This window comes from Chthoniobacter sp. (genome assembly GCF_040003245.1).
In the GTDB taxonomy this organism is placed as follows: Bacteria; Verrucomicrobiota; Verrucomicrobiia; order Chthoniobacterales; family Chthoniobacteraceae; genus Chthoniobacter.
This window is the reverse complement of record NZ_JBDUCX010000068.1, coordinates 1-13,417: the sequence shown is the minus strand read 5'-3', so window position 1 is coordinate 13,417 and position 13,417 is coordinate 1. Positions and strand designations below refer to the sequence as shown.

The following is a 13,417-nucleotide window of genomic DNA, read 5'->3' as shown; positions in this document are numbered from 1 at the left end:
CCTGAATGATAAACCGGGCATTGTTCACGGCAGCCTGACTTTCGACGATCCCAAGCGTTTGGTCTAGCCGGGAACACGTCGGCGGCTGGCGTTGGGTGGGGTCGCAAAATCTTCTCTTTTACGCGTGTTTTTGCGCTATCGTCAGCATCGTATCCCCTCGTGAACTCGTCTATCCGCCTTCCCTTTTACATCGCCTGCACTCTGGCGTTGCTCTGCCACGGCGTCGCCCTTGGAGAAGATCCATCACCCGCCAAGGCCGATGACAAGCTGACCCCCGGGCACTCCAGCAACGGCGAAGCCTTCAACGAAGGCCCCCGGCAGGCGGCGATTTTGATGGCAGGAACCGGCGATGTGAGCTTCCCAGTGACGACCGGAAAACCCTTGGCCCAGAAGTTCTTCACCCAAGGCGTCGGCCAACTGCATGGCTTCTGGTACTTCGAGGCGGAGCGCTCCTTCCGCCAGGTCGCGGCGCTCGATGCCGGGTGCGCCATGGCCTACTGGGGCATGGCGATGGCGAACATCAACAGCCCCAAGCGCGCCGCGGACTTCATGAAACTGGCCGTCGCAAAGAAGGACAAGGCGAGCCGCCGGGAGCAACTGTGGATCGACGCCTACGCCAAGTTTTACGCCGATACGAAGGCGGATGAAATCGCCCGGCGCAGTGCGCTGATTCGCTCGCTGGAAGATTTAACCTACGAATTTCCCGATGATCTCGAGGCCAGGGCGTTGCTCGTCTTCCATCTCTGGGACAACAAGCAGCATGGCATTGCGATCCCGAGCCGCCTGGTGGTCGATGCGCTCGCGCGGCAGGTGCTGGCCGTGAATCCGATGCACCCGATCCATCACTATCTCATCCACCTCTGGAATGGAGCGGATGGCGACAAGCGGGCCATCGCCGCCGCCGCGCACTGCGGGCAATCCGCCCCGGCGATCGCCCACATGTGGCACATGTCGGGTCATACTTTTTCCAATCTGCACCGCTATGCCGATGCCGCCTGGCAGCAGGAAGCCTCGGCGCGCGTCGATCACGCCTACATGGCCGCGGCGCGCATCATGCCGGAGCAGATTCACAATTACGCGCACAACAACGACTGGCTGGTGAAGAACCTCAACTACGTGGGGCGCGTGCACGATGCGATCGACCTGGCGAAGAACATGATCGAGCTTCCCCGGCTCGGCCCAACCCAAAGCAGCGCCTACGAAATGGGCCGCGAGCGCCTGCTGAGTACGCTCGTCACCTACGAACTGTGGGACGACCTGATCGCTTTGCGCGATTCCATGTACCTTGCCCCCGCCGAGAATCCGGTAAACGAAACCAAGCGGCTCACCGCCTTCGGCGTCGCCTATTTCACGCGCGCCGACACCACGCACGGCGAGGAAATATTAACCGCACTGCAAGCCCTGCTCAAGAAGGCGCGGGAGGAACGCATCGCCGCCGCCGATGCCGCGGAAGTGAAAGCCCAAGCGGACAAAAAGCCCGACGATCAAATCGCCCGAGCGATGGCGGATGCGCTGCGCGGGTTTGCCTATCGCATCTCGACGGCGGAAGCCGCCATCGCCGAGGTCCAGGTTTACCGCGCGCTCCCCAATGGGAAACTCGATGCGGTCAAGCCGCTGCTCGACAAGGCGCGCGACATTCCGGCGGAACGCAAAGCGCGCATTCTCTTTGCGCTCGGCGACCAAGCCGGAGCCGTGAAGATGGCTCGCGAGGCCTCCGTCGCCAATCCCGGCCAGGTCCAACCGCTGGCCAATCTGGCCGATCTCCTCTGGCATTCGAAACAGCCTGACGCGGCGCGGGAGACGTTTGAAAAACTCCACAAGCTCTCCGCGGGCATGGACCTCGACCCGCCCATTTTCGACCGCCTGGCGCCGCTCATCGCCGACCTCAAACTACCGACCGACTGGCGCCTGTCCGCGACCGTGGCCGGCGATGTAGGCCTGCGGCCCGACATCAAGACGCTCGGCCCATTCCGCTGGCATCCGTACCCAGCGCCGGCCTGGAACCTGGCCGACCAGCACGAGCAGTTTCAGTCGCTGGCGAGCTATCATGGAAAGCCCGTGCTCGTGGTCTTTTACCTCGGCAGTGGATGCGCGGGCTGTATTGAGCAACTCAACATCCTCGCACCACTGACGCAGGGTTTTACGGCGGCGGGCATCTCGATTGTCGCGGTCAGCCGGGATTCGCCGGATGGCTTGCAGCGCACCTTCGAGAAAGCGAAGGAGGCGAGCGGGTTCCCCTTCCCGATTCTCTCGGATGTCTCGCTCGATACTTTCCGGGCCTATCGCGCCTACGATGATTTCGAGCACATGCCGTTGCATGGCGTTTTCCTGATCGATGGCACCGGCCAGGTGCGCTGGCAGAACATCAGCTTCGAGCCCTTCCGCGAAGCGCAATGGCTGCTGGGCGAAGCGAAGCGCGTGCTCAGCATTCCGACTTCGAAAGAAACGGGTACCGCAGCGAACTGACGCTACAATTTCGCCTCGCGGCGGGAAAGCAGGTCGACGAATTCCGAGCCGGTCGTGGCCGCCCTTAACTCCGCTTCCGCAGTGCGATCCTTGAAGACTCGGGCAAGCAAGCCGACGATGCGCAGGTAATCCGCGGCAAGGGCGCGCGGCACGGCGATGCAAAAGATATAGCGAATGGGCAGCTCGACGCCGGGAAAGACGATGCCCGCCTCGGACCTGCCCACCGACATCACCATCTCGTTTACGCATTCCCCGCGGGTGTGCGGGATGCACAGCGCGAAGCCGCCCCCGGGCTCGGGCAGGCATGGCGCCGAGGTGTGCACACCTTTGAGCAAGGCATTCCAATCGAGCACGGCGGGTGTGCTCTTCAGCAGCGCCGCCACCTCGTCGATGGCGCCCTTGGAGTCGGTGGCCCGCATCTGGAGCGCGACGTGATCGGGAAGCAGAAGATCGGCGACGGTGATCATATGGCGGTGCCGCTCCATTTCAGCTTTTGGCGGAGCACTTCAAAAAAGGACATACCCGGGAGCATGGCGAGAGGCAGGCGTTGCGGGGCTTTGGTAATGCGAATCAAATCACCGGCAAGGATGCGCACAGAATTCTGGCCGTCGAGCGTAAGAAACACATCCGGTTCGCGCGGCGACGGGATGATCTCGATGTGGGAGGCATCGCTGACCAGCACGGGACGCATGGTGAGCACGTGCGGGCAGATCGGCGTGACGACGAAGACGCCGCTGTTCGGCGTGAGGACCGGGCCACCGGCGCTGAGCGAATAAGCCGTCGAGCCCGTGGGCGTGGCGACAATGAGACCGTCGGCGTTGTATTCGCTGAGATTGGCTTCATCGACGATGACATTCAGCTTGATGAGGCGCGACAATTCGCCGCGGCTGATGACCGCATCGTTGAGCGCGATGTAACGGCCGAGCGATTGCCCGTCGCGGACGACCTCGATATCGAGCAGCGTCCGCTCGCTGAGGCGGTAGGTGCCGCTGGCGATGGCCTCGATGGCGTCGCGCCAGGCGGCCGCACCGACGCAGGTGAGAAAGCCGAGCGTGCCGAGATTGATTCCGAGGATCGGGCGGAATTCGTCGCAGAGTTCGTGCAGCACTTGAAGAATGGTGCCATCACCGCCGAGCACCAGCAGCAGATCGGACGTCCGCACGAGATCATCGTGCGAGCAGGTCGCCGGCGCGCCGATGCTCTGCGCGGTGTGCGCCTCGAGCGTCAACGGCAGCGCGCGCCGTTCGCATTCCGCGACGATCTCGCGAACAAGCTCGGCCGCGCCGGGCTTGCCATGATTGGCGATCAGACCGATGCGGCACGCAGACATGCGAGGAACTCCTTGTTACCCTCGCCGCCGAGGATGGGTGACTCGATCAACCCGCTCCACACCACGGCGGGCAGCGTCGCGACAAAGGCACGGATCTTTTCCACGGCCTGCTCGTGGAGAGCAGGATCACGGATGACGCCGCCTTTGCCCACGTCCTCCTTGCGGAGTTCGAATTGCGGTTTGATCAGAGGAATGATCACGCCGCCATTGCTCAGCAGCGCAACGGCGGGTGGCAAGATCAAAGTCAGCGAGATGAACGAGACATCGATCACGCAGAGGGCGATGGGGTCGGGAATATCGGCGCGACTGAGGTGCCGGGCATTCAGCTTCTCGCGGACGACCACCCGCGGATCGCTCCGGATTTTCCAGTCGAGCTGGGAATGACCGACATCGATGGCAAAGACCTTCGCCGCCCCATGCTGCAGCAGACAATCGGTGAACCCCCCGGTGCTGGCGCCGATATCGAGGCAGGTCGCGCCGGTGGGATCGATGCCGAACTGGGCCAGGGCCGCCTCCATCTTCAGGCCGCCGCGGCCGACGTAGCGCTCGGCGGATTTCACCTGAATGGGCGCATCCTCCGCTACGCGGGTGCCGGGTTTGTCCGCGCGCTGTTCACCGATGCTCACCGTGCCAGCCATGATCGCCCGCTGCGCTTTCTCCCGCGATTCGAAGTAGCCGCGGGCGACAAGGAGCTGGTCGAGACGTTGTTTTACAGCAGGCATTTGGGATAAGCGGGGAAATTGAATCCGTGAAAAGGCTTGAAACCGAATCATTTTCCAAACAAATACACCGCCCCGCCATGCTCGAAGACAACCTCCGCGAGGAGATCAAGGAAATGATGGTAGAGAACCTGATGCTGAAGGTACCGAAAGAGGAGATCGCCGACGATCTGCCGCTTTTCGGTCCCGGCGGTCTCGGGCTGGACTCGATTGACGCCTTGGAACTGGTCGTTTCGCTGGAGAAAAAGTTTGGCGTGAGCGTAGCCAATTCGGAGACCGCCAAGCAGGCGCTGGCCTCGGTGAACACGATCCACGACTACGTAGTCGCCAATCGGAAGTAGGGACAAGAGCCGCGAGCCGGGATGGCGGCCGTGGTGTTGTCGGCGAGCCTGTGAGCTCGACTGACCGCCCGCTTAATTCGCCCTCACGGCCTCCACGAAAAAAACTCGCACCTTAAATCGCCTTAAGGGGGCTTAAGGCACCTTAAATCGGCTTCTCTTTCTTCGCCTGGGGCTCCTGATTCGCATCGGCCTTGGGGCGTGGGTCTCCCGGTAATGCCGCCAATTTTCGCGCACCTTGATTCACCTTGATTCACCTTGATTCACCTTGATTCACCTTGATTCACCTTGATTCGAGCAATGACTACCACCCCTCTGGGGTGAGCCGTTTCCCGCACCATTTCCGGTGGTGTCGCTTCGCTCAACCACCGGCTATGCGCTGGGATGCCTCCGGCATCGGGCAGGGAGTTGAGCCGTTTCACGAGGAGCTGGCTGTGTTGGCGGTGGCGAGGCGTTGATTGAGTTCCTCGCGGATGGCCGTGGGGAATTGGGCGATCTTACCGTTACGGGTATTGTGGGATTCGTCTGTGTGCATGCGAGAAAGTATCGCATGATCCGGCGAAAAAAGTGCCTTGCTCCATTGGCTCCATTGGCTCCATTGGCTCTGTTGGCTCCATTGCGGAAAATTTCACACTGCGCGCCTTAATTAGGGGCGCGGGAGCAGGATCTCCCCCGGCGCGTGAGGACACGCGCCCTACACCTGTGATCGCCGTGCGCAATCCGTGAACATGGCTTAGCTCACCGTCTCGGCCGCGTTGACGGCGTCGATCAGTTTGCGGAAGCGGCCGAAGTTTTTGCGCTTCGGCGTGCAGATGAGGCGCGGGAGTTTCTCGATATCGGGCTCGTTGTGCTCCTCGGGCAGGGCCGCACCTTGCGTGGCGTGGTGGCCGCTGAAGATGTCGTCGAAGGCGGCGTTGATCGATTCCACAGCCTTCTCGGTGAGCGGGCGGTGCATGCGGATGACCATCTTCTGACCGACCCAGCGGTAGTTGTGGAAGTTCTTGTAGAATTGCGCGATCTCGGCGACCGCTTCGTCCACGCTGTTGCACATCTTGAAGAGGGAAAAATCGTCCTCGGAGATCAGTCCCTTGCGGAGCAGGTGATCCTCGAGAAAGCGAATCCACGTCTTCCAATAGGTGCCGCCGGGACGATCGACCAGCACGACGGGAATGATGCGCGCCTTGCCGGTTTGCATGAGGGTGAGCACCTCGAAGCCTTCATCCATCGTGCCGAAGCCGCCGGGGAAGAGCGCCACAGCGTGGGTCTCCTTGAGGAAGTTCAGCTTGCGGGTGAAGAAGTAGTTGAAATTGATGAGCTTGGGGTCGCCATGGATCGTCTCGTTGGCCCGCTGCTCGAAGGGCAGGCGGATGTTGAGGCCGAAGCTGTTTTCCCGGCCGGCGCCGCGCTGGGCGGCGCCCATGATGCCGTCGCCTCCGCCGGTGATGGTCATGTAGCCGAGCTCCTCGTGCATGCGGCGGGCGAATTCCTCGGACGCCACGGCTTCGGGCTCGGTGGCCTTGGTTCGCGCGGAACCGAAGACGACCACCTTGTGCACATGCCGATATGGCGCGAAGACGCGGGCGGCGTAGCGGAGTTCCTTGAGCGAGCGATTGAAGAGCTTCAGGACGGCGGTCGTGGTCTGGTCGCGGCCCATTTTCAGGGCGGTGATGATCATTTCCTCGATCAGCTCGCAGGATTTCGTGCATTCCCATTCGCAGACGAGCTGTTTGATCAGTTCGTCGGTTTTCGGGTTGCCGGTGGTCTGGGTCTTGTTCGGGGTGGCGGAGATGCTGCCTGCGGTAAAATCCTGCATTGGGGAAGATGGGAGTTGAGCGAAACGGTGGGGCCGGTTACAAGCGCCGTCCGCTTTTATCTTTCGTCCCGATTCACTGAAACCTCAACTTTCCCCCATTTCACCCATGATCATTGTCATTCGTCCCAATACGCCCCGCCCGCAAGTCGATGAAGTCATCGCCGAAGTCCAGAAGCTCGGCTACGATCCGCGGCCCATTTTCGGCACCGAGCAGACGGTCGTGGCGGCCATCGGCGACGAGCGCACGCATCACACGCTGATGTCGCTCAACGCCCTGCCGCAGGTGGAGAAAGTGATCCCGGTGCAGAAGCGGCACAAGCTGGTGAGCCGCGAATCGCAGGATGGCGACACGGTGGTGGATGTGGACGGGGTGAAGATCGGCGGCAACTCCCCTTTCTGCATCATGGCGGGCCCCTGCTCGGTGGAGAGCGAAGAGCAACTGCTCAGCACCGCGCGGGCGGTGAAAGCGGCGGGCGCGACCATCCTGCGCGGCGGGGCTTTCAAGCCCCGCACGTCACCCTACGAATTCCAAGGCCTGGGCAGCGAAGGCCTGCGCCTGCTCTCCCTCGCGAAGAAGGAGACGGGCCTGAAGATCATCACCGAAGTGCTCAGCGAGCGTCACGTGGACGAAGTGGCCAGCCATGCGGACATCCTCCAGATCGGTGCGCGCAATTCGCAGAATTTCCAGCTCCTCATCGAAGCCGCCCGGACCGGCAAGCCCATCCTGCTCAAGCGCGGGCTGAGCCAGAAGATCGAGGAATGGCTGCTCGGCGCCGAGTACCTGCTCGCGCACGGCAACGGGAAAGTCATGTTCTGCGAGCGCGGCATCCGCACCTTCGAGACCTACACGCGCAATACGCTCGATCTCGCCGCCGTGGCGGTGGCGAAGAAGGAATCGCACCTCCCGGTGATCGTCGACCCCAGCCAGGGCGCCGGCCGCGCCGATCTCGTGCGCGCGCTGTGCAAAGGCGCCGTGGCCATGGGCGCCGATGGCTTGCTCATCGAAGTGCACCCCCACCCCGCCGAAGCGCTTAGCGACGGCCAGCAGCAGGTGGATTTCGCCGGCTTCCAGGCGCTCGTGAAAGACCTGCAACCGCTCCTCGGGGCGGTCGGGCGGAAATAACGCGGAAACGCCATTTTCGACCGGCGGCGGGGGGAGAATCACCACGAAGGCACGAAGACTCGAAGGAAGATGGGACGGGCGGAAGGCCTTTTTGCTTCCTTCGTGCCTTGGTGTCTTGGTGGTAAACAAACGATCCCGCGCGGAGCAAGGACGACGTCTGGCAGGGCGTTACCGGGCGTCGGGCGAGCCCCACTTCTGTCAAATAAGCGGTATAATTTGGCAACAAAGTTGCTACATATTGATGAGATGCCGACTGCCCCTTCCCTCCTCGACCAGAGCCGCGTCGAGGCGCTGCGCGATTATGCCATTCTGGACACCGCGCCAGAGGAAGGCTTCGACGATATCAGCCGCCTGGCCAGCCTGCTGTGCGGCGCGCCGATCGTCCTCATCACCCTGCTGGATCTCGACCGGCAATGGTTCAAGTCCCGCATCGGCTGGGAGGTGACGGAAACACCGCTCAAGCAGGCCTTTTGCGCCCAGACGATCCGGCAGAAAAAAGTCTTCCTGGTGCCTGACGCGATGGAGGACGAGCGGTTTGCGGGGAGTCCGCTGGTCCTGGGCGCACCCTATATTCGCTTTTACGCGGGCGCACCGCTGATCACTCCCGACGGGGTGCCGCTGGGCACGCTCTGCATCATGGATCGCATGCCGCGACAACTGACCGAGAAGCAAAAGGAAGCGCTCGCCGCGCTGGCCCGCCAGGTCGTCGCGCTGCTCGAGTTGCGGCGGGCGCTGAGCGGACAGCGCGCCGCGGAGGAGGAAACGGCGACGCTGCGGGATTTGCTGCCCGTCTGCGGCGGGTGCCACCGGATTCGCGATGACGAGCAGTACTGCCATGAGCTGGAAGGCTATTTCGCGCGCCATTCCGGCACGAAATTTCCCCACGGGATCTGTCCCGAGTGCGCGGAGAGGCTCGGCCAGGAACTCAAGGAAAAGGTCGTCTCGGCCGCCAACTAGTTTACCGTCTCGACGGTTCGGTGCATCCTCCAACGCGGAGAAGGAGAAAATGACCACGAAGGCTCGAAGACACAAAGGGGGAAATGGGAAGGGCTCTGACGAATCCATCCGCAATGGGAACAACCGCAGAGACGCAGAGCAGGAATCAGGAACCAGACGAACCCCCTCCGCCTACTCTCCTTTTCCTGCTTTCCTGCTTTCCTAATTTTTCATCCCTTCCTCTCCCCTTGCCTCAGCGGCATTCCGCGCCACTATTCCCCCACCCCCATGAAAGCGCTGTTCCTCGTCCCGATTCTCTTCGTGGCCACGTCGGCCCTGGCCGAACTGCCCGGCACCGACCTGCTGGCCGGGCTCATCGTGAAACAGTTCGACCGCGACCACGATGGAAACGTCGACCTCAACGAATGGCAAAACGGCGCCAACGATGGGTTCATCGAGATGGATCACGACCAGGACGGCTTCCTCTCGGAGCCGGAGCTGGACGCCCTCGCCGAACCGATCGCAGAGGAAGTTGGCAAGTTCGGCGCCATCGCCAGCGTCGCGCTCATCAAGAAGATCCTCTACACCTTCGATACCGATCACGACCGGCGGATCAGCAAAGCGGAATACGAAACGGGCTGCGCCGCGCTCTTCAAGCTGCTCGACACCAATCACGACGGTCTGCTCACCAGGCCCGAGTTGGCGGACCTGCCGCTGCGGCTCTTCAAGTCCGGCGGCTAGCAAACGACGCCAACGGTTCGCTACGGCTTCGCCGGTGCGCCCACCACCGGGGTCTCGATGGCCGCGTCCTTCGGCAATACCTGGTAGGTGATGTCGGCATTCACCAGTTGCTTGAACAGAACGGCGAAGGAGTGCGACCGCCGCACCAGCCAGCCGGTTTTGCCATCGGAGGCCAGCCATTCCTGCGGCAAGTCATTCATATCCACCTTGTCGTCCTTGTTGGGCACCAGGCGCAGGTGCAGCAATTCGACGCCCTCGGGCGTCTTCTCTTTCCCGAGCGATTCGTAGGTCGCGCGGCGTGGATCGCCCACCAGCGGGCCGTTCTCCAGTGGCGCCAGGACTGCGGTGACGAGTTCATCGTCCGGTTGGGTGGGCCGCCAGGTCTTCCCCTCGTCCTCGCTGAGGAAATACGTCCCGTCCTTGCGCACAACGGTCATCGGCTGCTTGCCCGCCAGGGTCATTTCGAAATCGTCTCCCACACGCCGCACCTTGAGCCGGATCTCAAACTTCTCCCGCTTGAGGATGGCGTCGACCGCCAGGGCCGGGATCTTCCGGGTCGCGGTGCGGGCCGCTTCCAGTTGGTCCGTGGGTGTGGCCGGGGTCTTCGTCTTGGGCTTCTTTTCCGGCGCCGCAGGGGCGGCAGGCGCGAGCGAAAGCAGGAGCGCTGTCGCGAAAATCCCCGTCAACCGGAACAAGTGCGTTTTCATGCGGCCCATGCAAGCGGCATCCCCTTCGCCAAGTCCAGCACGATGTTCCGAACGCGGCCCCGTTTTTGCTCTAGCTAGCGGCTGTGCCTCTTCATCGCCCAATCCTCCTGATCCTGTTCCTCCTAACCTGTGGGGCCGCCCCGGTCCTGGCGGGGCCGAAAGCGGCAAAAAAGCCGCCCACTCCCCTTGATTTTGGCATCACTCCGCAAACACCACGGCTGATTGAATTTCAAAACGATGACCTGGCGCTGGCGCTGCAGGTCCTGGCGCGCAATGCCAAGGTCACGATCGCGGTGAGCGAAGACATCAAGGACACGATCAGCATGCGGCTGGAGAACAAGACACCACGCGAGGCCATCGACATCATCATCGCCACCAAAGACCTGGTCCTCGACGAACAAAAAGGCACCCTCTTTATCCGCCCGAAAAATCCCCCGGCGGCGGGCGTGGTGAAAGCCGGCAGTGCGGATCCGTTCAATCTCAAGGATCTGGCGGGCGCCTTCACCCCGGCGCTAACGGGAATGTATGATTCGCTGCTCGACTATGCCGCCCGGCCGGAGACCGCCCAGAAGTTGGCCAAGGCGACCAAGGCCCTCTTCGACGCGCTCATTGCCGAAGGCTTTACCAAAGAAGAGGCCTTCCAAATCATCCTCAGCGATCACGGGCTGCCCGCTCCCGGGGCGAACAAATAACCGCCGGGCTCCCCTCGACCGACCGACACCCATTCTCATGCGACGGATCTCCCTCCTTCCGCTTCTCCTCCTGGGCGCGCAGACCGTGGCGGCACCGATGGTGGCGCCCATTGAACCTCCCCTTCCGGCTCCCCCCATCACCCTTGGCAATGCGAAGATCAGTCCGCAGACACCACGCACTTTTGACTTCATCGGTCAGAACCTCGCTGAAGTGCTCCGGACGCTGGCCCGGGCAGCCAACATCAATGTCGTCGTGGCCGATGGCGTGGAAGGCACGGTCAATATGCGCATCCAGGACCAGACGCCGAAGGAGGCGATGGAGATCGTCATCGCCTCCAAGGACCTCGTCTACCATCAGAGCCAAGGCGTTTACTTCATTCGATCCAAGAACCCACCCATCCGGATTTCCGCCGAGGAAAAGGCGGCGGCGGGCCTCCCGACATTCAGCGCCAACGGCCAATCGACGGAAGCGCTCAGTGCGTTGCTCCTGCCTACGCTGACTGGATTCAGTGATGCCATGCTGGATTACCAAGGGCGCCCGGAAACGGCCCGGAGGATCGCGCGGGCGAAAAGGGCGTATTACGAGGCGTTGATGGCTCAGGGATTCACCAAGGAACAGGCCTTGCGCATCATTCTCACCAATCAAGAGCTCTCGGCGTTCGATTCCAAAAAGTAAGCGCGCGGGATTCGTCTCATTGAAGGATTTGCGCAACCGAGGATCCTGATACGATGCGCGGATGCGAATTCCCTCCCGCATTCTTTTTTGTCTGCTCGCGTTTGTCAGCATGGGGCTGGCCGAGACCCACGCCGCGCGGCTCGCACCATTATCGCCCCTGCTCCAAAACGGCAATGCGCGCATCGTCCTGGTCGGCGATAGCATCACCGGGCAAAGCCGCAATCATCCCGCGGGTTACGCCTATCAAATCGAATGGGCGCTGGAGCAGGCGTATCCGGGATGCCATCCGAATGTCGTCTCCCTGGGCGGCAGCGGGCAGGGCGTGCAGGCATGGCTGAACACGGAAAAGCGCTCGCGCGCGGATGCCTTCCCGCTGGATGTAAAAGGCATCGAGGTGAAGGCGGCGCTCGATCAACCGGCAGATGTGCTCATCGTGATGCTCGGGATGAACGATGTCCTTGCGCCGTATGTGGTGGATGATCCGGCCTCGCTGGACAAATGGGTGGCGAACTATCGCGAGCTCGTGATCAGACTGCAGATCCGGTCGAATCCGAAAGTCACGGCCGTGGCGACGCCGACCTTGTGCACCGAGGATTTGCTCCACTCGCCGAAGAACGCGATGATGGATCAATTGAACAAACGCCTCACGGATCTCGCGGAGGAGATGCAATGGCGGGTGTTGCCGACCAACCATGCCATGCGCGAGGTGCTCGCGCGCGGGCGGGAGTTGAAAGCGGATTTTCATGTCACGCACGACTATGTGCATCCCAATGAAGCGGGACACATCGCGATCGCCATGGGCATGCTGCGCGGGCTCGGCGAGACCACAGCGTCGCACGCGCTCGAAGAGCAAAAGCTCGCCAAAATTTTTGACAAAGCCAAGGGGACATCTGCCACTGCTTCCGTTCCTTCCGCGCCGTGGCTCGTCGCCACCGGGATCATCCGCAAGCCTTGGAACGAGCGGCAGCCGTTGGATCCCGCAGGCTACCGCGGCCCGATCGAGGAAGCGATCGAGCACCGCGGCGACTTCGTGGCCGCGCCCGACCCGGCCACCGGCAAGCCGCTGGAATGGAAACCGTATGCAGCCACCGTCGACTATACCGGTGGCGCCAATCCCGATAGCGTCGACTTCGCCGCCGTCACCCATGCCCGGAATTTTGAAGCGGGATATGCGGCGCGGTGGATTCATTCCGAGCGCGAGCGACCAGTGAATATCGAGCTCAGCACGCAGACCTTTGCGAGCACGATGCAGATCGGCCTGTGGCTCAACGGCGGCTCGCTCTATGCCGGTCTGCTGACGGGCGAGCCGGGCAAAAAGAAAACCGTCGCCGCGCAATTGCACGCGGGCTGGAACACCTTGGTCTTCGCGCTCAACCACACCGCCTGGCAGATGCAGTGCACCGTACACCTCGCCGGCATCGGTGACGACACACTCGCCGACCTTCGCGACGCCATCAGCCCGCAAAAGGACGGCCGCTAGAGCCTGTCATGCACTTTAGCGGAAGAGTGAACCGAGTATAAGGGTAATAAAGGCCCGCCAATGGAGGCCGGCGAAGGTTTGAGGGAGTCGCTCGGATACCACTGCGGTTTCTTTGATCGATCGTCTCGCATCCCAAGCCCAATGCCGGGATGTGTTTACAAAGCACAGCCCTTTATTCCAACCAAAGCGCATGCCAGGCTCTCGCTCTCGCTTGTCGGCAATCACCCGCTGCTTGTGAATTTCATCGCTCTGATCTTTCGATCCGCTGGCGCAGCCGTTGAAGGAGTTCCACTGATGCCTCGATCTCTGCCTTGCGAATGGAGACACTCTCAACGTTCACGCCTAGCCCGGATATTTCATCCTTTCTGCAAAAAGTTAGCGAAGTCCCCGCGGTAA

13 protein-coding genes are annotated in these 13,417 nt (G+C 61.9%); 8 read left to right on the top strand and 5 right to left on the bottom strand.

The window, feature by feature from the left end; all coding sequences use genetic code 11:
* Positions 1-159: 159 nt before the first annotated feature.
* Entirely contained in the window at positions 160-2,466 is a 2,307-nt protein-coding gene (locus ABJF10_RS11620; RefSeq protein ID WP_348544737.1) for a peroxiredoxin family protein, read from the top strand.
* Between the two features lie 2 nt (positions 2,467-2,468).
* Here ABJF10_RS11620 and ABJF10_RS11615 read toward each other — a convergent pair whose 3' ends face one another.
* The 3 genes from ABJF10_RS11615 to ABJF10_RS11605 are packed head-to-tail and all read right to left on the bottom strand — an operon-like array spanning position 2,469 to position 4,518.
* Positions 2,469-2,933: a PTS sugar transporter subunit IIA gene (locus ABJF10_RS11615; protein ID WP_348544736.1), complete on the bottom strand. Its 465-nt coding sequence runs from the start codon at positions 2,931-2,933 to the stop codon at positions 2,469-2,471.
* Positions 2,930-3,796, bottom strand: a complete 867-nt coding sequence (locus ABJF10_RS11610; protein WP_348544735.1) for an NAD(+)/NADH kinase — start codon at positions 3,794-3,796, stop codon at positions 2,930-2,932. Before ABJF10_RS11610 ends, ABJF10_RS11615 begins: the two co-directional genes overlap by 4 nt.
* Positions 3,772-4,518, bottom strand: coding sequence for a TlyA family RNA methyltransferase (locus ABJF10_RS11605; protein ID WP_348544734.1), 747 nt, complete (start codon positions 4,516-4,518; stop codon positions 3,772-3,774). Before ABJF10_RS11605 ends, ABJF10_RS11610 begins: the two co-directional genes overlap by 25 nt.
* A 77-nt stretch (positions 4,519-4,595) precedes the next feature.
* Here ABJF10_RS11605 and ABJF10_RS11600 point away from each other — a divergent pair, with 77 nt between their 5' ends.
* Entirely contained in the window at positions 4,596-4,856 is a 261-nt protein-coding gene (locus tag ABJF10_RS11600; protein ID WP_348544733.1) for a phosphopantetheine-binding protein, read from the top strand.
* A 730-nt stretch (positions 4,857-5,586) separates the two neighbouring features.
* On the opposite strand, the gene ABJF10_RS11595 is transcribed toward ABJF10_RS11600, so the two are convergent.
* Entirely contained in the window at positions 5,587-6,666 is a 1,080-nt protein-coding gene (locus ABJF10_RS11595) for an LOG family protein (RefSeq protein WP_348544732.1), read from the bottom strand.
* 106 nt (positions 6,667-6,772) lie between these two features.
* On the opposite strand from ABJF10_RS11595, the gene aroF reads away from it, so the two are divergent.
* The 3 genes from aroF (at position 6,773) to ABJF10_RS11580 (ending at position 9,466) form a co-directional block, all read left to right on the top strand.
* Positions 6,773-7,789, top strand: coding sequence for a 3-deoxy-7-phosphoheptulonate synthase (gene aroF / locus ABJF10_RS11590; RefSeq protein WP_348544731.1), 1,017 nt, complete (start codon positions 6,773-6,775; stop codon positions 7,787-7,789).
* Between the two features lie 246 nt (positions 7,790-8,035).
* On the top strand, positions 8,036-8,746 hold the full coding sequence (locus ABJF10_RS11585) for a GAF domain-containing protein (RefSeq protein WP_348544730.1): 711 nt from the start codon (positions 8,036-8,038) through the stop codon (positions 8,744-8,746).
* A 267-nt stretch (positions 8,747-9,013) separates the two neighbouring features.
* Entirely contained in the window at positions 9,014-9,466 is a 453-nt protein-coding gene (locus tag ABJF10_RS11580) for a hypothetical protein (protein WP_348544729.1), read from the top strand.
* A 20-nt stretch (positions 9,467-9,486) separates the two neighbouring features.
* Here ABJF10_RS11580 and ABJF10_RS11575 read toward each other — a convergent pair whose 3' ends face one another.
* The gene (locus ABJF10_RS11575) at positions 9,487-10,173 is read right to left on the bottom strand and encodes a hypothetical protein (RefSeq protein WP_348544728.1); all 687 of its coding nucleotides are present in this window, start codon (positions 10,171-10,173) and stop codon (positions 9,487-9,489) included.
* A gap of 83 nt (positions 10,174-10,256) precedes the next feature.
* Between ABJF10_RS11575 and ABJF10_RS11570 the strand changes: the two genes are divergently transcribed.
* From ABJF10_RS11570 to ABJF10_RS11560, 3 genes are all read left to right on the top strand, one after another.
* Positions 10,257-10,865: a hypothetical protein gene (locus ABJF10_RS11570; RefSeq protein ID WP_348544727.1), complete on the top strand. Its 609-nt coding sequence runs from the start codon at positions 10,257-10,259 to the stop codon at positions 10,863-10,865.
* A gap of 37 nt (positions 10,866-10,902) precedes the next feature.
* On the top strand, positions 10,903-11,541 hold the full coding sequence (locus ABJF10_RS11565) for a hypothetical protein (protein ID WP_348544726.1): 639 nt from the start codon (positions 10,903-10,905) through the stop codon (positions 11,539-11,541).
* 61 nt (positions 11,542-11,602) lie between these two features.
* Positions 11,603-13,021 carry a GDSL-type esterase/lipase family protein gene (locus ABJF10_RS11560; protein WP_348544725.1) on the top strand — a complete coding sequence of 473 codons (1,419 nt, stop codon included), beginning with the start codon at positions 11,603-11,605 and terminating at the stop codon, positions 13,019-13,021.
* Positions 13,022-13,417 lie beyond the last annotated feature (396 nt).

What these genes read in the sequence shown, in the direction of transcription:
- ABJF10_RS11615 (WP_348544736.1), bottom strand. Translation starts at nt 2,933, where the DNA reads ATGATCACCGTCGCCGATCTTCTGCTTCCCGATCACGTCGCGCTCCAG.
- ABJF10_RS11600 (WP_348544733.1), top strand. Translation starts at nt 4,596, where the DNA reads ATGCTCGAAGACAACCTCCGCGAGGAGATCAAGGAAATGATGGTAGAG.
- ABJF10_RS11575 (WP_348544728.1), bottom strand. Translation starts at nt 10,173, where the DNA reads ATGAAAACGCACTTGTTCCGGTTGACGGGGATTTTCGCGACAGCGCTC.
- ABJF10_RS11560 (WP_348544725.1), top strand. Translation starts at nt 11,603, where the DNA reads ATGCGAATTCCCTCCCGCATTCTTTTTTGTCTGCTCGCGTTTGTCAGC.
- ABJF10_RS11605 (WP_348544734.1), bottom strand. Translation starts at nt 4,518, where the DNA reads ATGCCTGCTGTAAAACAACGTCTCGACCAGCTCCTTGTCGCCCGCGGC.
- ABJF10_RS11565 (WP_348544726.1), top strand. Translation starts at nt 10,903, where the DNA reads ATGCGACGGATCTCCCTCCTTCCGCTTCTCCTCCTGGGCGCGCAGACC.
- aroF (WP_348544731.1), top strand. Translation starts at nt 6,773, where the DNA reads ATGATCATTGTCATTCGTCCCAATACGCCCCGCCCGCAAGTCGATGAA.
- ABJF10_RS11585 (WP_348544730.1), top strand. Translation starts at nt 8,036, where the DNA reads ATGCCGACTGCCCCTTCCCTCCTCGACCAGAGCCGCGTCGAGGCGCTG.
- ABJF10_RS11610 (WP_348544735.1), bottom strand. Translation starts at nt 3,796, where the DNA reads ATGTCTGCGTGCCGCATCGGTCTGATCGCCAATCATGGCAAGCCCGGC.
- ABJF10_RS11595 (WP_348544732.1), bottom strand. Translation starts at nt 6,666, where the DNA reads ATGCAGGATTTTACCGCAGGCAGCATCTCCGCCACCCCGAACAAGACC.
- ABJF10_RS11580 (WP_348544729.1), top strand. Translation starts at nt 9,014, where the DNA reads ATGAAAGCGCTGTTCCTCGTCCCGATTCTCTTCGTGGCCACGTCGGCC.